20 protein-coding genes and 1 pseudogene are annotated in these 25,038 nt (G+C 69.5%); 11 read left to right on the top strand and 10 right to left on the bottom strand.

All coding sequences use genetic code 11. From position 1 onward, the window contains the following. Window positions 1-2: 2 nt before the first annotated feature. From eccCa to FBZ33_RS30160, 3 genes are read left to right on the top strand one after another with little or no spacing between them, the layout of a single operon-like run. Window positions 3-3,962, top strand: coding sequence for a type VII secretion protein EccCa (gene eccCa / locus FBZ33_RS30170; RefSeq protein ID WP_141911769.1), 3,960 nt, complete (start codon window positions 3-5; stop codon window positions 3,960-3,962). Then, complete coding sequence (locus tag FBZ33_RS30165; RefSeq protein ID WP_141911768.1) at window positions 3,962-4,321, top strand: hypothetical protein; 360 nt, start codon at window positions 3,962-3,964, stop codon at window positions 4,319-4,321. Before eccCa ends, FBZ33_RS30165 begins: the two co-directional genes overlap by 1 nt. Continuing rightward, window positions 4,318-5,283 (top strand): DUF6177 family protein, encoded by a 966-nt coding sequence (locus FBZ33_RS30160; RefSeq protein ID WP_221629516.1) that lies wholly within the window; start codon window positions 4,318-4,320, stop codon window positions 5,281-5,283. The genes FBZ33_RS30165 and FBZ33_RS30160 overlap by 4 nt, the downstream gene beginning before the upstream one ends. A gap of 86 nt (window positions 5,284-5,369) precedes the next feature. Here FBZ33_RS30160 and FBZ33_RS30155 read toward each other — a convergent pair whose 3' ends face one another. Continuing rightward, the gene (locus FBZ33_RS30155; protein ID WP_141911763.1) at window positions 5,370-6,299 is read right to left on the bottom strand and encodes an RNA polymerase subunit sigma-70; all 930 of its coding nucleotides are present in this window, start codon (window positions 6,297-6,299) and stop codon (window positions 5,370-5,372) included. A 136-nt stretch (window positions 6,300-6,435) separates the two neighbouring features. Between FBZ33_RS30155 and FBZ33_RS30150 the strand changes: the two genes are divergently transcribed. After that, on the top strand, window positions 6,436-7,143 hold the full coding sequence (locus FBZ33_RS30150; RefSeq protein ID WP_141911761.1) for a DUF899 family protein: 708 nt from the start codon (window positions 6,436-6,438) through the stop codon (window positions 7,141-7,143). Between the two features lie 192 nt (window positions 7,144-7,335). Further along, a complete protein-coding gene (locus tag FBZ33_RS30145) occupies window positions 7,336-7,671 on the top strand; it encodes a hypothetical protein (protein ID WP_141911759.1) in 336 nt (111 codons plus the stop codon). Window positions 7,672-7,710: 39 nt separating this feature from the next. Here FBZ33_RS30145 and FBZ33_RS30140 read toward each other — a convergent pair whose 3' ends face one another. After that, window positions 7,711-8,046 (bottom strand): toxin-antitoxin system YwqK family antitoxin, encoded by a 336-nt coding sequence (locus FBZ33_RS30140; RefSeq protein WP_141911757.1) that lies wholly within the window; start codon window positions 8,044-8,046, stop codon window positions 7,711-7,713. Between the two features lie 145 nt (window positions 8,047-8,191). Here FBZ33_RS30140 and FBZ33_RS30135 point away from each other — a divergent pair. Further along, window positions 8,192-9,042 (top strand): annotated as a pseudogene (locus FBZ33_RS30135) (IS5 family transposase). 16 nt (window positions 9,043-9,058) lie between these two features. On the opposite strand, the gene FBZ33_RS30130 reads toward FBZ33_RS30135, so the two are convergent. The 7 genes from FBZ33_RS30130 to FBZ33_RS30100 all read right to left on the bottom strand — a co-directional run bounded on the left by FBZ33_RS30130 (window position 9,059) and on the right by FBZ33_RS30100 (window position 17,411). After that, complete coding sequence (locus FBZ33_RS30130) at window positions 9,059-9,754, bottom strand: hypothetical protein (protein ID WP_141911755.1); 696 nt, start codon at window positions 9,752-9,754, stop codon at window positions 9,059-9,061. Continuing rightward, on the bottom strand, window positions 9,751-12,078 hold the full coding sequence (locus tag FBZ33_RS30125; RefSeq protein WP_141911752.1) for a hypothetical protein: 2,328 nt from the start codon (window positions 12,076-12,078) through the stop codon (window positions 9,751-9,753). The genes FBZ33_RS30130 and FBZ33_RS30125 overlap by 4 nt, the downstream gene beginning before the upstream one ends. Continuing rightward, window positions 12,075-12,434: a DUF6507 family protein gene (locus tag FBZ33_RS30120; protein WP_088950654.1), complete on the bottom strand. Its 360-nt coding sequence runs from the start codon at window positions 12,432-12,434 to the stop codon at window positions 12,075-12,077. The genes FBZ33_RS30125 and FBZ33_RS30120 overlap by 4 nt, the downstream gene beginning before the upstream one ends. 37 nt (window positions 12,435-12,471) lie before the next feature. Then, complete coding sequence (locus FBZ33_RS30115) at window positions 12,472-12,777, bottom strand: pore-forming ESAT-6 family protein (RefSeq protein ID WP_088950653.1); 306 nt, start codon at window positions 12,775-12,777, stop codon at window positions 12,472-12,474. Window positions 12,778-12,797: 20 nt separating this feature from the next. Then, window positions 12,798-13,133: a hypothetical protein gene (locus tag FBZ33_RS30110; RefSeq protein ID WP_088950652.1), complete on the bottom strand. Its 336-nt coding sequence runs from the start codon at window positions 13,131-13,133 to the stop codon at window positions 12,798-12,800. Window positions 13,134-13,286: 153 nt separating this feature from the next. After that, on the bottom strand, window positions 13,287-13,886 hold the full coding sequence (locus tag FBZ33_RS30105; RefSeq protein ID WP_141911750.1) for a trans-aconitate 2-methyltransferase: 600 nt from the start codon (window positions 13,884-13,886) through the stop codon (window positions 13,287-13,289). 294 nt (window positions 13,887-14,180) lie between these two features. Next, on the bottom strand, window positions 14,181-17,411 hold the full coding sequence (locus FBZ33_RS30100; protein WP_141911748.1) for a S8 family serine peptidase: 3,231 nt from the start codon (window positions 17,409-17,411) through the stop codon (window positions 14,181-14,183). 180 nt (window positions 17,412-17,591) lie between these two features. Between FBZ33_RS30100 and FBZ33_RS30095 the strand changes: the two genes are divergently transcribed. The 3 genes from FBZ33_RS30095 to FBZ33_RS30085 all read left to right on the top strand — a co-directional run bounded on the left by FBZ33_RS30095 (window position 17,592) and on the right by FBZ33_RS30085 (window position 20,735). Then, complete coding sequence (locus FBZ33_RS30095; protein ID WP_124822440.1) at window positions 17,592-18,092, top strand: sigma-70 family RNA polymerase sigma factor; 501 nt, start codon at window positions 17,592-17,594, stop codon at window positions 18,090-18,092. Further along, window positions 18,085-18,780 (top strand): hypothetical protein, encoded by a 696-nt coding sequence (locus FBZ33_RS30090; RefSeq protein ID WP_141911746.1) that lies wholly within the window; start codon window positions 18,085-18,087, stop codon window positions 18,778-18,780. Before FBZ33_RS30095 ends, FBZ33_RS30090 begins: the two co-directional genes overlap by 8 nt. A 287-nt stretch (window positions 18,781-19,067) precedes the next feature. Next, a complete protein-coding gene (locus FBZ33_RS30085; protein ID WP_141911744.1) occupies window positions 19,068-20,735 on the top strand; it encodes a cellulose binding domain-containing protein in 1,668 nt (555 codons plus the stop codon). A gap of 53 nt (window positions 20,736-20,788) precedes the next feature. Here the strand turns inward: FBZ33_RS30085 and FBZ33_RS30080 are convergent, their stop codons facing one another. Next, window positions 20,789-21,451 (bottom strand): hypothetical protein, encoded by a 663-nt coding sequence (locus FBZ33_RS30080; RefSeq protein WP_088950647.1) that lies wholly within the window; start codon window positions 21,449-21,451, stop codon window positions 20,789-20,791. A gap of 182 nt (window positions 21,452-21,633) precedes the next feature. Between FBZ33_RS30080 and FBZ33_RS30075 the strand changes: the two genes are divergently transcribed. Together FBZ33_RS30075 and FBZ33_RS30070 are read left to right on the top strand one after the other, a co-directional pair. Further along, window positions 21,634-22,851 carry a HupE/UreJ family protein gene (locus tag FBZ33_RS30075; protein ID WP_141911743.1) on the top strand — a complete coding sequence of 406 codons (1,218 nt, stop codon included), beginning with the start codon at window positions 21,634-21,636 and terminating at the stop codon, window positions 22,849-22,851. A 144-nt stretch (window positions 22,852-22,995) separates the two neighbouring features. After that, on the top strand, window positions 22,996-24,969 hold the full coding sequence (locus FBZ33_RS30070) for a metallophosphoesterase family protein (RefSeq protein ID WP_141911741.1): 1,974 nt from the start codon (window positions 22,996-22,998) through the stop codon (window positions 24,967-24,969). Window positions 24,970-25,038: the final 69 nt, after the last annotated feature.

The following is a 25,038-nucleotide window of genomic DNA, read 5'->3' as shown; positions in this document are numbered from 1 at the left end:
CGATGTCGACGCGCATGGTGCACCGCCCCACCCGGATGGCCCGCCCGGCATCCACCATGGACCCGCTCGTGCTGGACGCGCCACCGCAGCTGCCCGACGGCCGATCCGCGGTGGGGCTCCAGGCGCTGCTGCCGATGGCCGGCGCGGGGGTGGCGATGAGCATGATGATGTTCATGCGCGGCTCCGGCTTCGCGGCGTTGGGTGCGGTGGTCATGGTCGTCGCGCTGGCCGCTGCCGGGGCGATGTACCTCACCCAGCTCGGCAAGGCCGGTCGGCAGCGCCGGGTCCAGCGCGAGCGGTACCAGGACTACCTGGAAGAGCTACGCGAGCAACTGCGCGAGGACGAGCAGCGCCTCCAAGAGCAGGCGACAGTGCTCGACCCGCCGGTCAGTCGACTGCTCGACGTCGTGCGCAGCCCGGCGCGTTTGTGGGAGCGCCGCCGCGCCGACATCGACTTCCTGCGGGTACGGGTCGGCATGGGCGCACTGCCCGTCCGGCCGATCCAACTGCGCGAGCAGAGCACACCGACCAACCCCCTCGACCCGTTCATGCGCCACGAGGCCCACTCGCTGATGCGCCGCTTCGAACTGACGCCGGGGCTGCCACTGCGGGTCGACCTGGACTGTGCCGGCGATGTCAGCGTTATCTCACCGGACCACCAGGAGGTGGTCGCCCTCGCCAGCGCCATCCTCGTCCAGGTCGCCGCGTTCCACGCCCCCGACGACGTGACGCTCGCGATCGTCACCGCCCCGGAGCGGGCGGTGACCTGGCAGTGGGCGCGCTGGCTGCCGCACCTGCTCGACCGGACGTCGATCGGCCCGAGTGGCCCGACCCCGCTGCTGGTCACCGCCCCCGAGACGCTCGCCGAGCTGCTCGCCGTGGACCTGGAGGAGCGGGCCACCAACGCGCTCAAGTCCTTCCGCCACAACGCCGGGCGCGCCGAGGCCCGTACGCGGTCGAGGTTGCTGGTCATCGACGACGCCCACGGCGAGGTCGCACGCGGGTTAGCGAGCCCCGACCAGTTCGTGGGCCTCGGGAGCCTCGGTGTCACAGTCGTGCACCTGCTCGCCGACCGACTGCACGAGCCCGGCGACATCTCCCGGCGGATCACCATTGACGGCAGCTCACTCGTCCTGGAGGACCTCACCGCGTCGCCGCCGATGACCGTGACCGGCACTGTCGACGAGGTGCCGGTGCCGCTCGTCGAGGGCCTCGCCCGGGGGATCGCGCCGCTGCGGCTGTCGGCCGACTCCTACGACGACGGCACGGGCACCCCGCCGGCGGACTTCCAGGATCTGCTGGGGCTGTCCGATCCCACGAACCTGGACCTCGCCACGCTGTGGCGGCCGCGGGGCGAGCGCGACTTCCTGCGCGTACCGATCGGGGTCGACCCGGTGGGACGCCCGGTGCTGCTCGACCTGAAGGAGTCCGCGCAGCTCGGGATGGGTCCGCACGGGTTGTGCGTCGGTGCCACCGGCTCGGGCAAGAGTGAGCTGTTACGGACGCTCGTGCTCGCCTTGGCGGCGAGCCACCCGCCCGACCGGTTGGCGATGGTGCTCGTCGACTACAAGGGTGGCGCGACGTTCGCACCGTTCGCCGAGATGCCGCACGTCTCCGGCCTGATCACCAACCTGGTCGCCGACGCCGCGCTGGTGGAACGGATGTACACCAGCCTCGACGGCGAGGTGCAGCGCCGCCAGCAGCTGCTCGCCGACGCGGGCAAGGTCACCGACATCGTCGAGTACCACCTGCTCCGCGCGGTGCAGGGCGAGCGCAGCACCCTCCCACCACTGCCGCATCTGCTCGTGCTCATCGACGAGTTCGGCGAGCTGCTCGCCGCCAAGTCGGAGTTCATCGACCTGTTCCTCCGCATCGGGCGGATCGGCCGGTCCATCGGGGTGCACCTGCTGCTGTCCAGCCAGCGGGTCGAGCAGGGCAAGATGCGCGGCCTGGAGAACTACCTGGCCTACCGCCTCGGGCTGCGCACGCTCACCGAGATGGAGTCGCGCACCGTTCTCGACACGGTCGACGCGTTCCAGTTGCCGCCGTTGCCCGGCAACGGGTATCTGAAGGTCGACGTCTCGATCTACCAGCGGTTCAAGGCCGCCTACGTGTCCGGCCCGCTCACCGACGGCGCCGAAGCAGAGCTCGCCCCGATCGTCGGCCCGTTGGCGAAGCCGATGCCGGTGTTCGGCACCGTCCGCCGGGACACCGATGACGACGCACCCGAGGAGCCGAAGGCGACCAGACGCACCACCGGCCCGACGCTGTTGTCGACAGTGGTGGAGCAGATGTCGATGAGCGACGAGCGTGTCCAGGCGATCTGGTTACCGCCGCTGCCGGCCGCGCTCACCCTCGACCAGGCGGCCGGTGGGATCCGCAGCACCCCGGACGGTCTCCGCCTGGACATCGTCGAGCAGGCCGCCACCGGGCTGCCGGTGCCGCTGGGCCGCCTCGACGACCCGGCCCGCCAGTGGCAGGGCCCCTGGCTGATCGACCTGGCCGTGGGCGGGGGCAACGCCCTCGTACTCGGTGGACCCGGCACCGGCAAGACGACAGCGCTGCGCACCCTGGCGCTGGGCCTGGCCACCACCTACCGTCCGACCGACGTCGGGATCTACGGCATCGACCTGCTGGGCAACGGATTGGCCGGCCTGGCCGAGCTGCCCCACGTCGGCGGCGTCGCCAGTCGAGAGGACCGCGAGCGCATTCGACGCACCGTCGACGAGGTGCACGCCATGCTCGCGCAACGTCAGCGCATCTACACCCAGCACCAGTTCGACACGATCAACGACCTGCGTGCCGCCGACGAGCGCGTACGCGCGGAGGTCGGCTGCGTCGACGTGGTGCTGTTGATCGACGGGTACGGCCAGCTCAACGCCGAGTTCGAGAACCTCGAACCCAAGGTGCACGACCTGCTCGCCCGGGGTGGCCGCTACGGCATCCATGTGATCGGCACCGCCCGGCGGTGGAACGAGGTGCGCGCCGCGCAGCAGGTCGCCTTCGCCAACCGGATCGAGCTGCGGCTCACCGAGCCCGCCGAGTCCAGCATTGACGGCAGGCTGGCCCGGGGGATCCCGGCGGACCAGGCCGGCCGGGCGCTGACCAGCGGCAAGCTGTTCGCCCAGGTTGCCCTTCCGCGCCTGGACGGCCAGCCCGACCCGTCGAACGCCGGCCTGGTCGCGGCCGTGCAGTCGGTACGAGGATCGTGGTCCGGGCCCGTGCCGCCACCCGTCCGGGTGCTGCCCGCAGTGCTGCCGGTGGCCGACCTCGCCGGCACGCCGGCCGGGCACGGGGTGGTGCCGTTCGGCCGGTTCGAGAGCGACTTCACCCCTGCCGTGCTCGACCTCTTCGGCCGCGACCAGCACCTCCTCGTCCTCGGCGATCCGCGGACCGGCAAGACGAACCTGCTGCGGCTGGTGGCCGAGGAGTTGATGGGGCAGTTCACCTCCGACGAGCTGGTGTTCGCCGTGTTCGATCCGCGTCGAGGGCTCGCCGACGTGGTGCCGGAGTCCTACCTCGGTGGTTACGCCACCAACGCGACACTCGCCCAGCAGTTGTCAGCGGCGGTGTGCAAGGAGCTGGCGAAGAGGCAGCCGTCCGAGGCGGCACGTCCACGGATCGTGCTGCTCATCGACGACTACGACATCCTCGCCGCGTCGGCCAGCCAACCGCTCGGCGCGTTCGTCCCGTACGTGGCGGCCGGGCGCGACACCGGGCTGCACGTCGTGATGACCCGCCGGGTGTCCGGCGCCTCACGTGGCCTGTTCGAGCCGTTCCCGCTGGCCGTGCGCGAGGCCGGCTGCCTGGGCCTGCTCATGTCCGGTGACCGCACCGAGGGGCAACTGTTCACTGGCGTACGGCCGATGGTCCTACCGGTGGGGCGCGGGCAGCTCATCCGCCCCGGGCACCCTCCACGCATGACCCAGACCGCGTACCTCGGCGAGACCAAGGAGCACTGATGACGTACGACACGGTGGCCTTGTGCCGCGCCGAGCCGGACGCTGCCGCGATGCTCGGCGCCCTGCTCGCGGTCGGGTCCGACCTCAAGATGGACACTGTCGACTCGGCCGGGCTGGTGCAGTTGTTCGACCCCGGCGACGGGCGGCTGCTGCTGACCGTCGAGACCGCGCGACTGGTACCGGTACCAGGGGAGGCGGAGCGGCTGCTCGGGGTCACGCTCGACGACTCCTTCGGCGGCCGCGTCTGGTGGGTGGAGAGCCGGGCACCCGACGACGACCCGCGGGCCGCCGAGGTGACCCGCCGGTTCACCGCCGCGCTCGTATCGATAACGGGAGGGCTGACATGGGCGGACCGATGACGGGTACGACCGACACGATCAGCGACAAGGCCGTCGTCCTGCACCAGCACCGTACGGTGGTCGGCCTGTCGCCCTGGCTCGCCGAAGCCGCTGTCGACGCGGTCCGCAACGGGTTGATGCTCCAGCTCGTCACTCCGGCCGACGGCTTCATCACGTACCCGGTCGAGGTGATGCTCGCGCAGGCACAGGGGCAGTGGGTGGTGCGCGCCGGCGACCAGTACCGCGACGGTCTCACGGGCCTGCCGCTGCAGTGGGACGGCCACCGCTTCTCGTCGGCCAACGGCTCCCAGGGCGCCGGCGCGCTGCCGGCCTCCGAACCGTGGACCGGCGGCCTGGAGATCCAGATCGTCACGCTGCACCCGGCCACCGAGGCCCTGGACCTCGGCGCCAGCACCGAGGCCGCCGTACGCGCTCTCACCGGCAACGACCCGGTCGGGTGGGGCGTCGCCGAGCCGGTGACCGAGACGTGGTCGCGCCGCGACCTCACGTCCTTCTGTCGTACGCGGGCACCGGCACCGACCAGCGTGGCGATCGTCGGGGGCGACAACCGGTCGGCGCTGCTCGGTGTCCTCACTGTCGAGCGGGTCGACGTCGGCGTCCGTGAGCAACTCCGGCTGGCCGGCCCCCCACTGTCGGCTGTTGACGAGGCGACCATCGAGGCGCTCGCCGAGAAGCTGGCGTCGACCGTCCGCAGCATGATCGTGGCCGTGCACCCGGGCCGGTCCGGCGGAGTGCGGCCCAGCACGCCGAGCCTTCCCGCGCTGCCGTGGGGCATCCTGGTCGGCCGTCAGGAACAGGCGCTCGACTCCGAGCCCGAGGTGATTCCGGGCCGGGCGCTCGGCAGGGGCGCGCGGCGATCCTGGTGGTACAGGTTGGACAGCGGGCCGGGCGCCCCGTACGAGAACCTTTCGGCAGTGCTGCGCAGGTACGGCCTGCGTACCGACCGCCAAGGCACCGGCTGAGGGATCGACGAGCCGTCGCGCGAGATTCTTCGCCGACCGCTTGTCAGCATCACCTGCTCAGCTCTCCGCCGCCTAGTACTCCAACGTCACGTGGCTTCGGCGTCGAGCGTGGCGGGCATGCTGAAGGCGGCGACGTGACGGGCACCGATGAAGGCGTTGCTCTCTACGATCTTCCCGTTCTCGATCCGGAGTACGTCGACGACCAACGCCTCGTAGTGCGGGCTGCCGGGCCGGCGGAGATAGTTGATCAGTGCCGGGCGCCCGTTGGCCGAGGTGGGGAACGTACGCCAGTCGAGCGGTCGGCCGAGGAACTCCGCGGCCGCGTCGATCCCGACGACCGGCGGCTCGGGCGGCATCGTGATCCGTACGTCCTCGGCGAGCAGTGCCCGGAAAGTCTCCGGGTCCTTCGCGTTGGCGTAGCGGCGCAGGATCTCTTCGTCCTCACGGGTGAGCTGCGGGCGGCGCCAGTCCTTCGGGTCCGACGGAGCGCGCCGCCGGAGGGTGTGGCGGGCCCGCTGGAGGAGGCTGTTGACGGCCGCTACGGCGGTGTCGAGCGCGGCGGCGATCTCCTGCGGCGTCCAGCCGTAGACGTCGCGCAGCACGAAGGCCGCCCGCTGCCGCGGCGGCAGGTACATGAGCGCTGCGATCACGGCCAGCTCGACGGTCTCCCGGGCGGCGAGACCGGTCTGCGGATCGTCGGCCAGCAGGGCGTCGGGATAGGGGCCGAGCTCGGTGGACCACTCCAGCGGATCACCGTACGGTACCGTCCGGTGACCGGCCGCCTTGCGGCTGTCGAGGAAGACGTTCGTGGCGATCCGGTAGAACCAGGTGCGCGCCGACGCCCGACCCTCGAAGCGGTCGCGAGCCCGCCAGGCACGCAGGAAGGTCTCCTGCACCAGGTCCTCCGCGTCGGTGACGTTCCCGGCGAGGCGGTAGCAGTGGACGTGTAGCTCACGCCGGTGCTCGTCGAAGGCGCGCTGCAGCCAGACCGCCTGCTCATCAGGCGAGTCAGACATGTGATCTCCCCGGGGCTGACTGGTCCTCACAACCGTACTGACGACCGCGGACCCATCCGTCATCGGTCACCGATGACGATCGCCGACTCGGTCGTCTGTATCTGTGACCGATCCTCACTCCACGAAGGAGATAGCCATGACGGCAACCCCCGCGTCCAGCGCCGCCGCGCCCCCGGTCGTCGACCGGGAGACCTGGCTGCGCGAGCGCGACGAACTGCTGGTCCGGGAGAAGGCCCATACCCGCGAAGGAGACGCGATCGCAGCCGCTCGTCGTCAGCTGCCGATGACTCTGATGCCGACGGTGACGGTGCGGGGCCCAGGCGGGGACACCCCGCTGGTGGAGGTGTTCGAGGGCCGCCGGATGCTCATCGCCTACTTCCACATGTGGCACGACGGTAAACCGCACGAGCATCAGTGTGAGGGGTGCACCTTCTCGACCTGTCACATGCAGATGCTGGGCTACCTGCACGCTCGGGACGTCACCTACGCCGTGTTCTGCGAGGGTCCCTACGAAGAAAGTGCCCCGTTCGCGGAGTTCATGGGCTACAGGTTCCCCTGGTATTCGGCGAAAGACTCTGACCCGGCTCTGGCCGACGGTCGTGACTTCGGGTTCATCGCGTGCTACCTGCGCGACGGCGACAAGGTCTACGAGACCTACTGGACCACCGGGCGGGGCGTGGAGGCGTTGATGACCACCTACCACGCCCTGGACCTCACGGTGTACGGCCGGCAGGAGAACTGGGAAAACTCGCCTGAAGGCTGGCCGCGGGTCACCGGGCACCCGTGGCGTCTCAACGGCCGCCCCACCGCGCAATGGTCACGCCCCGGCGTCGCACCGCGATGACGTCCTGATGATCAAGATGATCATGCTCGGATCGGCCGCAGTCTCCGCCTGCTGCTGCGTCGTGCCGCGGGCGGGCGCTTCCCGTAGAGCCCGAATACTTGCGGGTGCGACAGTGGCTGTCGTGGCCGCGGTGACCCTCGGCGCCGCACCAGTTGTGCAGCGCGCGGGCACGCTGCTGCTCCTGGCTTGGCGGTGGCAATCGTCGTCGGCGGTCCGACCGAGCGCGGCCCGGAGCTGGCGTGGCACCGTATGGCCGGGGCCGTGCTCATGGCGCTCGCCGTGCTGATGCATCAACACGGCGAGTCGATGGCTACCCACCACGTGACCGCCGGGCCCCGGACGGACCACGGCACCGTCACCGGCCATGACCCGGCGCTCGTGTTGCTAAGCGGCGCCACGGCGGCTTACCTCTGCTGGATGGCGACCGCACTCGTCCGGCTGCGCAATCGACCGATCACGGACCTGCTCCGTCGGGAGCACCTGGCCATGGGGGCGAGCCTCGCGGCCATGATCTTCTTCATGAGCTAGCCGAGCAAGCCAGTCGGCAGATCAAATGACGTTGGAGTACTAGTTCTTGATCGGGGTGCCGTCCTCCGCCCAGCGCTGGCGGCTGATCAGCTTGCCCTGGTCGTCAAACTCGACACGGGCGGCGGGGTTGCCGTTGCGGTGCCACTCCTCGTGGACGCCGACAGCTATGCCATAGTGCGCGCTGCCCTCCGCCTTGCGCTCGCCACTCGGGTACCACTCGGCGGAGGGGCCGTCCTCCATGCCCTTGAAGTACGTGGTGAGGGCGATGACCTGGCCCTGCGGTGAGCGTTCGACCACCTCGCCGGTGAAGAGTTCGCCCTGGTGGGTCACCCGCAGGTCGTCCTCGATTTCAACGTCGTCGTACTCGACTCGCATGTGCCTACTCCGGGGGGTGACGGATCCCGAGTCGTCGTGACCACGGCACAGGACCAGGGCCGACACCGCCTCGAGGGTGGCCGCCGCACTCGCGACGGCCCTAGGCAGTGTCTTCAAAGGATCGTGGTGTCGGATGATGTAGGGCGTGGGTCGTCGCTACGAGTTGTCTGACGTCGAGTGGGAAGCGCTGTCGCGGTATCTGCCGTCGGCGGTCACGGGTGGTCGGCCTCGGGTCGATGATCGGCGGGTGCTCAACGGGATCGTGTGGAAGATCCGGGCCGGGGCGGCGTGGCGGGATGTGCCTTCCCGCTACGGGTCGTGGCAGTCGATCTATACCCGTTTCCGCAGGTGGGCCCTTGATGGCACGTTCGAGCGGATGCTCGCCGGGGTCCAGGCCGACGCGGACGCGGCCGGGGACATTGACTGGCTGGTGTCGGTGGACTCCACGATCGTGCGAGCCCACCAGCATGCCGCGGGCGCTAAAGGGGGGCCTGTGAATCGGACGAACCACAAGATCACGCCCTCGGTCGAAGTCGAGGTGGACTGACCACCAAGATTCACCTCGCCTGCGACGGGCTGGGTCGGACACTGGCGTTCGTGCTCACCGGCGGCAACGTCAACGACTGCACCCGCTTCACCAACGTCATGGCCGCCATCCGGGTCGAGCGCTCAGGTCCCGGCCGACCTCGGGTCCGCCCGGACCATGTCATCGCCGACAAGGGCTACAGCTCGAAGGCCATCCGAGAGCACCTGCGCCGACGCGGCATCGGACACACGATCCCTGAGCGCGCCGACCAGCAGGCCAACCGCCACCGACGCGGCAGCCGTGGCGGCCGACCACCGGTGTTCGACAAGCAGCTCTACAAGCGGCGCAACGTCGTCGAACGGTGCTTCAACCGGCTCAAGCAGTGCCGCAGCGTCGCGACCCGCTACGACAAGACCGCAACCTCGTTCCAGGCCACCGTCACCATCGCCGCGCTACTCCAATGGTTGTGACCTTTGAAGACACGGCCTAGATCGGCTCGTGTGCGCGGTTGATGAACGAGTTCACACTCTCCGCCTCGGCGCGGGTCTTCTCGTGCAGGCCCTGGTCGTTGGCCAGTCGATCGAAGTAGCTCTTCTGGTCGGGGCCCCCGAGATCAAGAATCGTCGGGATGGTGATAATCGTCAGACGCCACTGCAGACGAGGAGTGGCTTCCTTGAGCAGGTCGACCACTCGGGACCGCTCCCAATCGTCCAGATGCTCAGGCCCAACGCCGCGGAGCCATCGAACCAGACTCTCCGTCGCCCCTTGCACGATGAAGAAGACCCACGACCGACCGATGCTGTCAACGACCTCGTCCGGTGGCGTCGTCCAGCTGGCACCGAAGACGTCCTCCGGGTCCAGGTACGCCTCGGCCCAGTCGCGCACCCTCTCGGGCGTGACGTCGGCGAGGGTCGGCATCGACTGCTTGAGCCCCGCGTAGAGGATGAACCAATAGTCGTCGAAGAACTCCTTAGGAAGCCCCCAGTCGGTCTCGTCGCCGTAACGGTCCCTGACGTCCACCAGGTAGGCGAGACACATCTCCAACGCCTGTAGGGCTTCAGCCCGCTGCTGTGGGTCGGGCAACAGCTCTCGTGTCGCCTTGCCACGCTCGACGGGATCCGCCAGCCGCCACGGAAGTGGCAGGGCGGCCAGCAATTCGGTTGCAACCCAGGGACCGGTCACAGGAAATCAACTCCGTAGGGCCTGAGGAAGTCACGCGCGGCGTCGAGGTTCGGCAGGTGTTCGCCGAACCAGGCAGCCGGCTTCTTCATCGGGTGCGCCGGGTCGACGGCGGCCCGTTCCACCGCCTGGTGCAGCGCGTTCATCTGCTCACCCGACAAGGTACGCCCGCCGATCGTAATCGGTACGTTCTGGGCGGCGAGCCGTTCGATCGCCATTTGCGGCGGGTTGTTGCCAGCGCGACTGAAGAGCCCCGTCCAACCCTCGTCGGTGCCGACCCGGATGCTGACCTCCCGGCCCGGCGCGGCGTCACGCCACTCGAGCATGCGTTCCAACTGAGCGGGGTCGGATCGGAACTTGTTGGCCACGGTCTGCGCGGTGGCCTTGACCTCGACCACATGCACGTTGCCGTCAGCGGTCTGGTAGACGAGATCGGCTTCGGGGATGCGACCGGTGTCGACGACCGTGCCGTTGCCCAGGTTGACCCGTTCGCCAGCGACGACATTCAGACCGATCCTGCTGCCCGGCGCCAGGTCACCGCTCTGGAGCACGTCGTTCGCGGCGCGCAACTCCGTCGCCGCGCCATCGAAGGCGGAGCGGTCCCCGCTGAGGTTGTCGAGCATGTCGCGGAAGATGTCTCCCTGCCGGTCGACGCTTCCCGCCAGCCGCCCGGAGTCCTGAAGGTCCATGAAGTCCCGGACGGCCTGGTTGGCCATACCGTCCGGCAGGTCGGTACGGGCGAGCAGGTTCTCCACCTGGGTCCGCGCTGCAGGACCCAGACGCTCGGCCTGATCGACGAACCGCTGCTGCTCGGCCGGAGTGAGATCCCGCCCTCGGTCCGGGCTCCCCCCGCCCGGCGTGGTGTCGTCGGGGACGTTGCCCGGTGTGGTGTCCTCCGGAAGGTTGCCGGGAGGCGTGTTGTCCTCCGGCAGGTTGCCCGGCGGCGTGTTGTCTTCCGGCATGTTCCGCACGGGTGGCGTGTCTTCCGGCCCGTTACGGACGGGTGTGTTGTCGCCGGGGAGGTTGCCGGTTGTCGACTCTCCCGGGGTGCGCCCACCGGGTGTGTTGCCGGGGCCGTTGCCAGCGTCCATGTTCATCGGGTTGCCGCCGCGGTCGTTCGGCATCTCGACGTCGAAGCCGCGTCCGACCGGCACGTCGCCGGCAATGGCGGGCAAGGGCCCGATCTGCGGAATCTGGATGTCGAACTTCTTGGCGAAGTTGATGGCGACTTCGCCCACCGTGGGCAGGTTGTCGAGCCAGTTGCCGGCGCGGACCAGCCCGGCGCCGATTCGGGCGGCGGTCGCGCTGCCCCGGATGCTGTTGACCGCGGCACCTGCGCCGCGTACGCCGGAGCCGGCCCCCTTGGTGCCGATGACGGCGGAGACGATGTTGAACGTGGCGAGGCCGCCGGCCCTCGACTTGTCCTCACTCCACATGTCGTAGGCGATGATGCTCTTGCCGGCGTTGAGGAGAAGGTTGCCCGCCTCGCGCTTCTCCAGGAACGGCATGCCGACCGTCTGGTCGATCACGATGGTGACCGGGTTGATGTAGATGGAGACCGCCCAGACGAACTTGCCGAGGCCCAACCATGACTGGCCGGCGGTGCCCCAGCTCCACTCGCCGGTCGTCGGGTCGCGGCCGATCAGCCCGCCGAGGTCTTCGAGCATGGTGACGAAGCCTTCACCGATGCCACTGAAGAACGCGCCCACGTCACCGAGGAACCCGCGGTCGTGCTCCTCGTTGCTGCCCCAGGGCAGGGCGCCGTCCTCGCCGGCCGCGGCGTTGAGCGTGTCGGCGTTGAAGCCGTACTCGCCGTCGTCGGCTCGGCCGTCGGCGTTGTCGGCGCGGTACTGGCGGCCCCCGTACAGGGCGTTGATTGTGTTGGCGCACTTGCGCTGCGCCTCGAAGAACGCCGCGACCTGCGTGTTCACCGCAGAGATCAGGCCGTTGTGCTGGTTGACCTTGCCCTCGTCCTCACGCCAGTCGTCGTCGTCCTTTGTCGACTCGACGAACTGCTCCGCCTGGCCCTTCAGTGCCGCGAGTTGGGCCTTGATCTCCTTGACCTCGCTGGCGTACGTGGCCAGGGCGGTGCCGACGGCTTGGACGTCCTCACCGACCGAGGCCGACACGGTGCGGATCGGGCCGGAGGCGGCGAACAGTTGTGCCGCCTCCGGTGCCTCGTAGACCGCGGCCAACCCCTGCCAGGTGGTGTCGATCGTCTGACCGGTGTTGGCAAAGTCGACACCGGTCGTCTTGATCGTCTGTGCGTGGGTGGCCAACTGCTCCATGTTGCCGGGGATCTGGGGGATCTCCCCCGGATTGATCATCGCGGCACCGCCCCACGGCCCGGCCCCGGCATCGTCGCCGAGGGGTCGGGTGCCGCCGAGGCACTGCGTTGCGCGTTGGCGGCCATGTCCAGATCACCCTGGACGTAGGCGTTGGTCGCCTGTGCCGCCGCATTCATGCACGCCCCCGTGCGAGTGAACACGAACTCGAGGTCCGTTTTGATCGACTCAACGAAGCCCTGAAGTGCCTGGCCGACGATCTCCGAACTCGACTGGACGGCGGAACCCTCCAGCGCCGAGTTGAACTTGGTCATCTGCCCCTCGAACGGGGCGGCCGCGGCATGGGTGCGATTCAGGACGTCGCGCACTCCACCGGGGGAGATATCCCAGGCGCTCACGCTTGTGCTCCCTCGTCAACACTCGATGGAAAACAACTCAGCCGATGGACTGCACCGCCGTGCGCGCCTTGGACAGCGTGGTCGTCGCCGTCTCGTCGTTCTTGACCATCGTGGTCTTGACCAGATCGATGATCGTGCGCACCTCGCCGGCGGCGCGGTTCCACCGATCCTCGACGGTCCGGTATTCCTCGGAGACGCCGTCGGCCTGGAAGTCGGCCATCGCGGCCGACACGTCGGCGCTGCGCTGCGAGATCACGGCCTCCAGCCGGGCGATGATCCCGGCGAGGTCGCTCTGGACCTGCTGCGAGGTGCCCACGTCAAAGCTGCGTCGATCTGTGCTCATAACCTGTCACTCCCCCGGGATCAGCGGCTGCTCGAGAACCTGGCCGCGTCGAAGTTGGCGGTGCCCGCCGCCGACGACGCGTTGTCGGCCATCTCGGTGTCACCCTGGCCGAACGCGGAATCCATTCCGCCCTGCCCGCCCAGAATCGCGCCCAGCGCCGAATTGAGAGAGGCGGTGATCGAATCGGCGTTGGCCTTGAACGAATCGAATGCCACCCGCCCGGCACCGTTGAAGTTGCCCTGCAGCGGCTCAGCGGCAGCGATCAACTGCTTGATCAGGCTGCCGAGATCATCAGACGAACCCTGGGTCTGCTTGGTGAGGCTGCCGAGAGTCTGCGCTCCCATGTCGAACTTCATGCCGCTCCTCCCCGTGCCGGGATGAATAACGTTCGCGGTCAATGCTACGTCACCCGCGCCACCCGGTTAGACATCCACCGACCGCGATAGATCAAATAGCGGTGGTCTCGGCGGGCACCGAAGATGGCCACACGCATCCGCAGATGCAACGACTCAGTCGGTTGGTGCACCGCTCACACAGGTGAGCACCTGGCTCTTACCGCGAGTGGCGCTTGCTGTGGTTGTCGCGAACCCGTGGGCTTCGAGCAGCATCGTGGTCGAGGTGAGGTTCGCTGTGGCGTGTGCGGCTGTGGGCCGTTCGCCGAACACGTAGAGCCGCCCACCAGGCGTCAGCAGGCTCCGCATCCGTTCGATCTGCTGTGTTGCGTCGCCCAGCCAGAAGATGCTGACGTTCACTGCGAAGATCTTGTCGAAACGGAGCGAACCGAAGTCCGCCGACTCGAATCCGACACATCGAATTTCAGCTCGGCCGGAATTGATATGGGCCATGTTCCGTTTGGTGGCAATTCGCACCATCGTCGCGGCCCGGTCGATGGCGACGATCCGGCCGGTCGTGAGTCGGCTGGCGACCAGAGAAACGGCGGCCCCCCGACCGCATCCGATCTCCAGCACCTCGTCGTCGGATGCGACAGCCATCGTCTGGATCGCCCAGCGCTGCCGGTGGGCGGTCGTCGGCCGCACCGGCTCGTCCGGCGAGGAGGCGGCATCGCCGGTGGCGGAAGCCGGATCGTGGATGGGCAGAGTGCGCTTCACAACGTCACCCGTGGTGCCTGCTCTGCTCACGCATCTGATTCCACCCTGCCGGACGCGTCGGTGCACCGTGTCCTCGATCACCGGTGGCGCGTCCGGCACGCGGAGTCGCCCCGATCAGTGCGCGGGTAAGGGCGCGATGTCCGGTGGGCAGCCGGGCGCCGACCTGCGTGGCCCCGATGGCCTGCGGCACCGCCATCGGGCATGAACGCCAGGCCCGGCACCGAGGCACTGAGGTACTGAGGTCCGGTCCGGGGCGGCGGCTCAAGCGGCCGCCACCCCGGACCGGGCAGTGTCTCAGGCGATCCGGTAGGCCCGCTGGATCGTCTCCGTGACCGTGTTGCCGGCGGTGTCGGTGGCCGTCAGGCGCAGCGAGACGAACCCGGCTCGCCGGGGGTGACTGATGAGGGCGACGTTCCGGAGCACCGGCAACGCGATCCACGTCCTGCCGTCGTCGAACGACGCGGACACGCCGAGATTGCGGTTGGCCGCCGCCGTCGAGCCCGCCTGCCGATCCAGCGCCAGCGGGATGGTAGTGATCCGGCCCGCCCGGCCCGTGTTGGTGTCGTCGAGCACGGGCGTCGACCGGACCGTCGTCAGCGGCAACCGCTGCGGCGACGTGGTGTGCGCCGACGTGAAGGTCCAGGCCACCGAGGCCGACGTCGACAGGGTGTCCGGTGCGCCCCGGGTGGCCGTCGCCTCCAGACGGTAGGTCGCCTTGCCGGCGGGCACCGCGAACTCGGCCCACGGGCTGTCCGAGGTGCCGATCTCCTTGCCGTCACGCAGCAGCCGGATCTGCACTGGCAGGTCATCGCGGTTCGCGGGGCGACCCGTGGCATCCCCGAACAGGGGCAACGACGCGACCGAGATGGTGTCGCCGTCGCGGCCCGCGTACCCCAGGGGCGACAGCGTCGGTGCCTGGGCCACGGTGGGCCCGAAGGGCGCCGCGTTCCAGGTCTGGGTGTACGACCGGCCCGCCGTGAAGGTCGACGTCTGCGTGGCGGAGTTGTCGCCCTCGACGAACGTGGACGTCCAGCTGATGCCGCCGTCGGTGTTGTGGTACTCGGTGCCGCGGAACGGCAGATCGACCGGCGTCCTCGAACCGATCGGGCCTGAGCCGCCAGGCGCCGCCGCACGGTGCAACCGGACGGCCGTCGTCGCCGTGGACTGGCTCCGGTAGGTCGTCCGCACGGTGGCCAGGTTCTTCGGTGAGAGCTTCCTGGTCAGGCCCGTGAACATGTCGCCCGGGCGGACGTACGCCAGGTCGTACGTGTAGGGGCTGTTCCGGAAGGTGCCGTCCCTGCCCGGTCGGGCGAGCCCGACACCGAGTGTGGCGGTGAACTCGGGTGCCGCGACCGCGGGCCCGATCCGGCCGAAGAAGACGTCCGCGAAGGACACGCCGGTGAGCTGCACGCCTGGATAGCGGAAGCCGTCGTCCCAGTTGGCGCTCACGTTGATCGAGATGGCTGCGGCGTCGCGCTCCGGCACGGTCAACGCGACCGGTTTGGCGTTACGGGCGTCGAGCGTCTCGGTGACCGGGCCGCGTACGTCCAGGACCGGCTGCACGAGCAGGGTCGACATGTTGGCCTCGTGGATGGTGCTCCAGAGCGCGTAACGGCCCTTGGGAAGGCGCAGGATTCCGCCGCCCGGGGCCACGGCGAGGGTGCTGAACTCTCCGGTGGCCAGGTTCGCGGCCACTGTCGTGTACTCGGTGGCCGGCCTGCCGTCGCGCCCGGTGTGGTCGAGCCGTACGTCGTAGCTCTCGATCTCGCGGTTGAGCGCGAACGGCGTCCGTACCCGCAGATCGCCGGCGCCGGTCGCGGTCAGCGCCCCCTGGTAGACGCCGTCCGGGGCGTCCACCCGGGTGTCCACGGTGATCGTCGCCCGGGCGCGGCCACCGGCCGGCACCACCAGGGTGGTCGGGCTGACGGTGAGCATGCCGGACGGGGCCGGGGCGATGCCCAGCGTCAGGGTGACCGGCGCGGTGCCCGTGTTGCGATAGCCGACGACCTGGGTGACCGGGGTGTCGTCGGCGTGCGGCCAGCGCTGGACCGGGAAGTCGATGGCGGCGACCTCGGCGGCGACCGGTTGGGCGACCGCGCGGGCGATGTCGACCCGGCCGGCGCCCTGCTCGTAGATGGTGTCCTCGCCGGTCGGCTTTGCCGAGTCCATCAGGGCGGCCTTGAGCTGCGGTCCGGCCCAGTCCGGGTGCTGCCCGGCGAGGATCGCGGCGGTGCCGGCCACGTGCGGAGTGGCCATCGACGTGCCGGACATGGTGGCGTACTCGCCCCCGGGCGCGGCGGCCACGATGTCGACGCCGGGCGCGCTGATCTCGGGCTTGATGTGGTTGTCGCCGATGCGCGGACCCCGACTGGAGAAGTAGGCCCGCTGGTCGTCGGCGTCGACCGCGGCGACGGCGAGGGCGTCGTCGGCGGAGGCCGGCGAGGACACCGACTTCGGCTTGCCCTCGTTGCCGGCCGCGACCACGAAGAGGGTGCCGTACCGGTGGCTCAGCTCCTGGACGGCGGTCTCCAACGGGTCGAGTCCGGGCGCGTCGTCGCCGCCCACGCTGAGGTTGACCACCCGCGTCTGCGGCGCGAGCCACTGCATGCCGGTGATGATGTCCGAGTCCTGGCACTCGGTGGTGGCGCAGACCTTGCCAACGAGCAGCTTGGCTCCCGGCGCCACACCTCGGTACCTGCCGCCGGACGCGGCCCCACTGCCGACGATGGTCGACGCCACGTGGGTGCCGTGGCCGACCGCGTCGCCGGGGTCGTTGCCGCCGGTGAAGTCCCGGACCTCGGTGAGGTGCCCGGCGAAGTCGGGGTGGCTGGCGTCGATCCCGGTGTCCAGCACGCCGACGGTGACGCCGGTGCCGTCGAACCCGGCCTGCCAGGCCGCCGGCGCACCGATCTGCGGCACGCTGCGATCCAGGGAGACCTTGCGCTTGCCGTCCAGCCAGATGTGGGTGACGCCGGTGGTGAGGGTGCGCGCGGAGGTCGTCCCGCGGGTCAGCGAGGCCCAGAGCGTGACCCGGTCGTCCCGGCCCGCCCGGACCGCGAGCGCGTGGGCGGCCGGCAGGTCGGCCCGCACCCGCCCGTCACCGCCGACGGTCGCGGTCCGCGCCTGCGCCGCCTCGTTCTCGGGGTACGCGACCAGCAGCGGCAACTCGGCTGCCCGGTCGTCGTAGCCGAACTCGCCGAGCGCGGTGACGTCGAACAGCCGCCGGTCGAGCCGACCGTCGCGCAGCAGTGGCATCGCGTCGACCGGGATGACGTACTGGTGACCGTCCTCCCGACTGCTCACGAACCGCATGCCGGCCCGTCCCTGCGCCCGCTGGATGTCAGGCCGCCCGTCCGCGTCGAGCGTCACCCGGTCACCGGTGATCAGGGTGAACGTGCCGGAAGTGCCGGAGCCGGTGGCCGTCGGCCTCTCCTGCGCGCTCGCCGGTTGGGCCGCCAGGCCTGCCGCGACCAGCGCGGTCGCGAGTACGCCGGCTGTCAGGGCGCGTCGTTGCCGTCGTCGCACATCGTCCTCTCCGCCACGGGCCTCTCCCGGGACGGCACGATGACGCCTGGCCAGGGCGTCAGGTTGATCACCACGGTGTGATGGCGGTCACATTCCTGCCCCGCGCCGACGTGGCCGGTCGGCCCGGGCGAGTTGCATGCGCGGTGACCAGGGGACGAGGCGTGGGAGGGCACCGGCCGGATGCGTGATGCCGAGGAGTTCGACGCCCTCTACGCGGCCTGTGCGGGTCGGGTCGTGGGTCACGTGTACGCGCTGACCGGCAACCGCGCCGAGGCGGAGGACGCCGTCGCCGAGGCGTTCATGCGGGCCTGGCAGCGTTGGCGGACGGTGCGGGAGACGGACAGCCCGGAGGCCTGGGTCCGCCGGGTGGCCTCGCGGATCGCGGTGAGCAGCTGGCGCAAGGCCTTCAACCGGGTACGCGCCCACCGTCGGGCCGCCGTCGACCAGGGCGTGCCCGGACTGAACGAGGACCACGTCGCCCTGTTGCAGGCGCTCCAGCGGCTCAGTGCCAACGAGCGCCGGGCCGTCGTGCTGCACCACCTCAACGATCTCAGCGTCGCCGAGGTGGCAGCGGAGATGCAGGCGCCCGTCGGGACCGTGAAGACGTACCTCGCCCGAGGTCGGAGAGCGATGGCCGGGCTGCTGACCGATGCCCACCAGGAGGAGACCTCCCATGGCTGATCCGCGCGACGACCTCACGGCGATCGCCGACGAGGTCCGGCGAGTCACCACGCTGCCCGGGGCGCAGGCGTTGCGTCGCCGCAGCGACCGGCGACGGCGACGCCGGACGGCCGCCACCGCAGCCGGGCTGGCTGTCGTGGCCGTTGCCGCCGGCACCGCCCTGTCGCAGGTGCGGGCCGACGTCGACACGCCCGATGTCGGCCCGGCCGGCCAGGCCCCACCGGCTGTCGTGCCATCCGTGACCGCCACCGCCGGTCCGCAGGAGATCCTCGGTGGCAGGCGCCAGGTCCGGATCGTGGTGCTCGGCATGAGCGGAGCCGCGTTGGTGGTCCGCCCTGGCACCGACCAGGTGCGGGCCGCCAGCGAGCCGGGCACCGACGACGTGTCGCTCTGGGTCCTACGCCCGCAGGGCGACAGGTACCAGATCGCCTCGGCGGCGGGTGCCGGTGCGGTCTGCATGACCGTCGTGCACGACGCCGCGCCGGGCAGCGTGCGCGGCCGGGGGTGCGACCCGGCCGCCGAGACGCAGCTCTTCCGGATCGATCAGGTCCCCGACGGCAGCTACTCGATCTTCCAGGGCAAGCGCTACGTCCAGGTGGTCGACGGCACGAACGCCCTGGTGCCCGACCTGCCCGAGGGCCTGACCACCACGTACGAGTTCGAGGATCGCGGGCCCGCCCCGAGCTGAGCCGACGGGGACGCTCTTTTACCGAAACGTTTCGATGCCCCCCGTTGGCAGGCGTGAACTCCGGCACCGACAGCTCGGACAGCCTGCCGGCCTCGACCCGTCTGCCTGAGCTGCATGCATCTGCACCCCCACGGGCGACGGCTGTGGGCCGGAAAGGCCGAAACTTTCGGCTCAGATATTGACACTTTCCGATAACCGGACCCAGACTTGACGTGGCTGGCATTCGTGATCATCGATCACGTTTCGTTCCTTCCCTTCACCACCACCGCACTCGGAAGGAGAGCCTGATGATCATCAGCTCGGGCCGCTCTGGGATCCGATCGGCGGTCGTCGCGCTGGCGGTAGCAGCGCTCACGATCGCCGGATCGGTATCGGTAACAACAAGGACGACAACGGCACACGCCGCCACCGGCGTCATGGCCGCCGCAGCAGTGGAGGACGAGGGCGCCGACTGCGCGGTGTCCGGTCTGCCGGACCTGGGCTCGCTGCCCACCAACGCCAAACTCCCCGATCCGTTCAAGAAGCTGAACGGCCAGACCATCACCTCCAGGTCCGACTGGCGCTGCCGTCGAGCCGAGATCAAGGAGTTGGCGGAGAAGTTCGTCTTCGGCGACAAGCCGGCAAAGCCGGCCACCGTCACAGGCACGGTCTCGAACAGCACCGTCACCGTGAACGTGTCGCACAACGGCAGGAGCGCCAGTTTCTCGGCGCGGGTCGAGCTGCCCGGCGGCACCGGCCCGTTCCCGGCCGTCGTGGTCGTCGGCGGGTTCGGCGCGGACACGGCCACCATCAAGGCCGCCGGCGCCGCCGTCATCAGCTACGACCCCATGGTCGTCGGCCGTGAGGGCACGCCCCGCAACAACAAGCAGGGCGCGTTCTACAGCATCTACGGCGCGTCGAGCAGCACCGGTCTGCTCGCCGCCTGGGGTTGGGGCGTGAGCCGGATCATCGACGTCGTCGAGCAGTCCGGCAACGGCATCCTCAAGGCCGACGCGATGGGTGTCACCGGTTGCTCGCGATACGGCAAGGGCGCCTTCGCGATCGGTGTGTTCGACCAGCGCATCGCCCTGACCATGCCCATCGAGTCGGGCAGCGCTGGCGTTCCCATCTTCCGGGGCATCCCGGGGGAGGGTGCCCAGAGCCTGAGCAGCGCGTACGGGGAGCAGCCGTGGCTGGGTGACGCGTTCGGGTCCTTTACGGGCAGCCCGAACAGGCTCCCGGTGGACACGCACGAGATGGTCGCCATGGTGGCGCCACGAGGGCTGTTCATCATGGACAACCCGCACATCGCCAACCTCGGTCCCCGGTCGGCGAGTGTGGCCGCCCTGGGTGGCGCGGAGGTCTACCGGGCGCTCGGTGCCGGCGACAACATCACCTACTGGTCCGACGTCCAGGACGGCACCCACTGCGCCAACCGCCCGGAGTGGCGGGTTCCCCTGCAGAACAACATCCGGAAGTTCCTGTTGAAGACGGGGAGCGAGCCGGGTGTGATCCGGATTTCGAGCAGGGCGCTCGGCCGGTTGGCCGACTGGCGGGACTGGCAGACGCCGGTCCTGGCTGACGGCCCGACCACGCCGCCGCCGACCACGCCGCCCCCGACGACACCCCCTCCGACCGAGCCGCCCCCGACAACGCCGCCTCCGACCACGCCGCCTCCGACCGCTGGTGGCTGTGCGGCGACGGCGTCGATCAACCAGTGGACGGGCGGTTTCGTCGCCACGGTCCGGGTGACCGCCGGATCTGCGCCGGTCAACCGCTGGACGATCACCATGACCCTGCCGTCGGGCGCCAGCATCACCAACATCTGGGGTGCCGATCGGAGCGGCACCACCGGCATTGTCCAGTTCACCAATGTCGCCTACAACGGCGCCATCGCCCCCGGCCAGTCGACCGAGTTCGGCTTCCAGGGCACCGGCACCGGTGCAGAGATGACTCCCACCTGCTCGTCCACCTGATCCGCGGGCCCGGTGCGGAGGCCCAACACCTCCGCGCCGGGCCCTGCTGAGCGTCAGAGCCAGACGACGATCCCGGTCAGGTCGTTGAGGACCGCGGCCACGCCGGCCCGGATGGCGGCCGCGCAGCGCTCGGCCGTGAACGACTTCGGGTCGTACGTCGAGGACGCGCCCAGCCCTTCCCCGCGGAACGACGCGCCGTCCCAGTCGACCGCTGTGACGTTGTGGGTGGGCTCGGCCAGTTCCGCACCCACCACCAGGAACTTCTCGTCCAGGTGGCTCGGGGTGACCAGCGCGAGGGGGTCGATGAGGTCGTTGCCGGCGCCGACGATGAGGTCCGGGCCCATCTCCATGGCCTTGGCGATGCTGGAGACCGCGTCGTGCGCAGTGCCGACGACGATCGTCCGGAGGTCGACGTGCTCGTCGTCGGCCCACTCCTTGACGGCTGTCACGAGCACCTTGGTCGGGTCGTCGTCCCCGGAGGTCAGCAACACCACCCGGTAGTCCTTCGGCGGGTGGACGCCGTCCCATGAGCCCGGCTGCGGCGTGATCGTCGCCTCCGGAGCGGGTGTGGTGGAGGGGGCGACGAATCCTGGGCCGAGAGTGCCGATGGCGGCGGGCTCGGGGTGTGGCTGTGACCAGTCGTCGCCGGAGTCGCAGCCGGTGATCAGGGCGACGGTCGCGGCCAGCATGGCAACGGCCCGGAGCGGGGGGCGCAAGGCGATCGTCCTTTCGAGTGATGGCGGAAAGTGCGCGTACGTCTTCGTATTCCTATCTCAATTCTGGTCGCCAACTATCCGTGAGTGGGCGCTAGGGGTCTTTGTTTTCCGGCGGTTCGTCGGCGCGCGGGCTGGCGTTCACCCGCGCCGTGCAACGTGCACTGGCCAACCGAGGGAGTCGCATGTCAGGGCGCGTCCGCCGTACCGTAATCGTCGCCGCTGTCGGGATCGCCGCAGCGGTGATTCCTTTGCTGGGCGCCGGAACCGCGTCCGCGCACGGCTTTTCGTCGACCGTGTACGCGAAAATATCCGCCGGAGACGAGGGTCACGTCCGCACGGCGTTGGAGCTCGAATACGACCTTCTCGTGGTGTCCGCCGCCGATTCCGCTGACGCCGACCCGCTCTTCCAGGCGGGAACGGCCGCGTTCGAGGCGGGTGACGCCACCGCCCAGGCGACGGCCCTGAAGAGCCATGCCTCGACGGTCCTCGCGTACGTCGCCGACCGCTTCTCGGTCACGTCGGGGAGTGCGGCCTGCCGACCGACAGAGGTGGGCGACGCGTCGATCGGCGAGCGCGAGGGCGTGCCGTACGCGGATCTGCTGCTGGACTGGACCTGCCCTGAGCGGCGCGACGAGCACGAGGTGCGCAGCAGTCTTTTCCCCGATGGCGAGGGATACGTCAAGGACACCAAGACGATCGTCACGTACGAGATCGACGGCCGGTCGGGCAGTGCGGCGCTCGACGCCGACCACTCGACCTTCTCCACCGGGCAGGCCTGGTACCAGCGGTTCGGCGAGTTCTTCCTGCTGGGCGCCGAGCATCTGCTCTCCGGGATCGACCACATCGTGTTCCTGCTGGCGTTGATCGCGGGATCGCGGCGCCTTCGCGAGATCGTGCTCGCCGCCACCAGCTTCACCCTGGCGCACTCGGTGACGTTCATGCTCGCCGCCCTCGGCATGGTCGAGGTGCCGGCGGCGATCGTGGAGCCGGTCATCGCGTTGTCGATCGCCGTCGTCGCTGGCTGGCACCTGTGGGGGATCTGGCGGCGCGGTACGCACGCGGCCGACCTGGAGACGCCCGGGGCCGGTCACTTCAGCCTCGACCGGGCGGGCTGGATCCGCCTCGGGGTGGTGTTCTGCTTCGGCCTGGTGCACGGTCTGGGCTTCGCCGGCGCGTTGGGCGTCGACGAGGCGTGGTCGTGGACCCTGCTGTGGTCGCTGCTGGTGTTCAACGTCGGCATCGAGGTCGTTCAGTTGACGATTATCGCTGTCGTCTTCCCGCTGCTGTTCGTGCTGCGCCGCCGTGCGCCGAAAGCCGGCCTCTGGGCGACCGGGGTTGTTTCTGCGAGCGTGTCCATTATGGGATTGATCTGGTTTGTCCAGCGCATTTCTGGATCATGAGTAGGGCTAAGTAGTTCGTGAAGTGCAGTCTTTCGCAAGATCACGTTCATGGTTGGTTCATCAGGCGGCGAAAGCGTGGATCTGCTTCCCCAGCGTCGGGTGAAGGCACAATCCATTTCTCTATTTGAAAAGGGAACAATGTCGATGACATTGAAGACCTCGACACGGGCCTCCGGGCTTGTGCGGCGGCGTCTGGTGGCCGGGGTCGCAGCCGGCTTCCTGGGAATGGGCGCGGCCCTCGGCAGTGGCCTGCTGGCCACCGCGAGTGCGGCCGAGTCCACCACGATCAGCAGCGTGGTCCTCGGCGTCGGCGCCAACGAGACCCAGCGCATCGTGAGCTGGTATTCCTCGGCCGACACCGCGCAGAAGATCCAGCTCGCCCCGACCGCCGAGATCGTCAACGGTGAGTTCCCGGCCGGCGCCGTCAGCTTCGACGCCGTCGGTGCGGCGAACACCTCCACCACCGGCTTCAACCGGCACGCCACGATCAGCAACCTGCGCGAGAAGACGGCCTACTCGTACCGGGTCGGCGCCGAGGGCAGCTGGTCCCCGACGTACGCCTTCAAGACGCAGGACTTCGAGGGCGACTACGACTTCCTGTTCTTCGGCGACCCCCAGATCGGCTCCTCCGGCGACCGGCTGAAGGACCAGGCCGGCTGGGAGGACACCCTGAAGGTGGCCACCGCGGCCAACCCGAACGCCGAGCTGCTGGTGTCCGCCGGCGACCACGTCGAGAGTGCCAACGACGAGGGGCAGTGGACCTCGTTCCTGGCCCCCGACCAGCTGCGCCAGATCCCCCTCGTGGCCACCATCGGCAACCACGACGTCGGTGGCAAGTCGTACGAGCAGCACCACTTCACCCCGAACACCGACCGCTCGTCTGCGTACTACAACGGGGACCAGGCGACGCGGTCCGGCGGCGACTACTGGTTCATCCACAAGGACGTGCTGTTCATCGACCTGAACAGCAACAGCTACGTCAACCCGGCGGACGGCTCGGCCGGCGGCGACGCGGCGCACGTCGCGTACGTCACCGACGTCATCAACAAGCACGGCTCCGAGGCCAAGTGGAAGGTGCTGGTCTACCACCACTCCATCTACTCGCCGGCCAGCCACGCGACCGACACCGACAACAAGCAGCGGCGGGAGGACTTCACCACCGCGTTCTCCAACCTCGGCGTCGACATGGTGCTCCAGGGCCACGACCACAGCTACACCCGCAGCTACTCCATCAAGAACGGCCAGAAGGAGAACCCGGCCGAGAAGCCGGGTTCCGCCGACGTGTTCCCCGGCCCGGGTGGCGTCATCTACGTGACGGCCAACTCGGCCTCCGGCTCGAAGTACTACGACATCAAGAAGCCGGACAACACCGGCACCGGCATCCGGGGCAACGGCCCGGATCCGCTGGACCCGAACAAGTACTGGTACAACTCCGTGCAGAACCAGGAGCACGTCCGCAGCTACGTCAAGGTGCAGGTCCGCGGCGACAAGCTGGTCCTCGCGAACGTCCGCAGCGGCACCTGCGCGGCACCGAACGCGGCGGTGGAGAAGGGCCTCTCCTGCGTCAACACCCCGGACGGCCAGCCGGTCGGCTCGATCGTCGACAACGTGACGGTGCACCCGTTCCACGGTGACGGCCAGGCCATCCAGGTCAACGTGCCGAACCCGGCTCCGGGCGAGTTCGGCTGGACGATCGACGGCTACAACGGTCTGGTCGACCTGGGTACCGCGCAGGAGCGCGACGGCACCTTCTTCGAGGCGACCGGCAAGATCAACCCGATCCTCGTGTCCGACAGCCGCCGCTCGCTCGCCCCGTGGTCGATCTCGGCCAATGTCGGCGACTTCCAGGACGCCGAGAAGAAGTTCTCCGGCTCCTACCTGGGCTGGACTCCGTACGTGCTCGACGGCGGCGCGGGCGCCGAGGCCGGGGCGCCGATCCTGTCGTCCTACGACGACCAGGGCAAGGGCCTCTCGGTCTCCAGCGGGCTCGGCGCGGCCGCGCAGGGTCACCCCCGGGGCGGCGCCAAGCTCGGCGCTGACCTGGACCTGAAGATCCCGGACAGCATCGCGAAGGGCAGCTACCGCACCACCCTCACGATCACTGCCCTGAGCAGCTGACCGGACGTTCCACTCGGCGGGGTAGGCACCTTCGGGGCCTGCCCCGCCACCCATGTGTCACCCTCCCAA

It is taken from the genome of Micromonospora sp. A202 (assembly GCF_006715105.1).
In the GTDB taxonomy this organism is placed as follows: domain Bacteria; phylum Actinomycetota; class Actinomycetes; order Mycobacteriales; family Micromonosporaceae; genus Micromonospora; species Micromonospora zamorensis.
The sequence above is the reverse complement of the archived record's forward strand: the minus strand, read 5'-3'. Positions and strand labels throughout refer to the sequence as shown.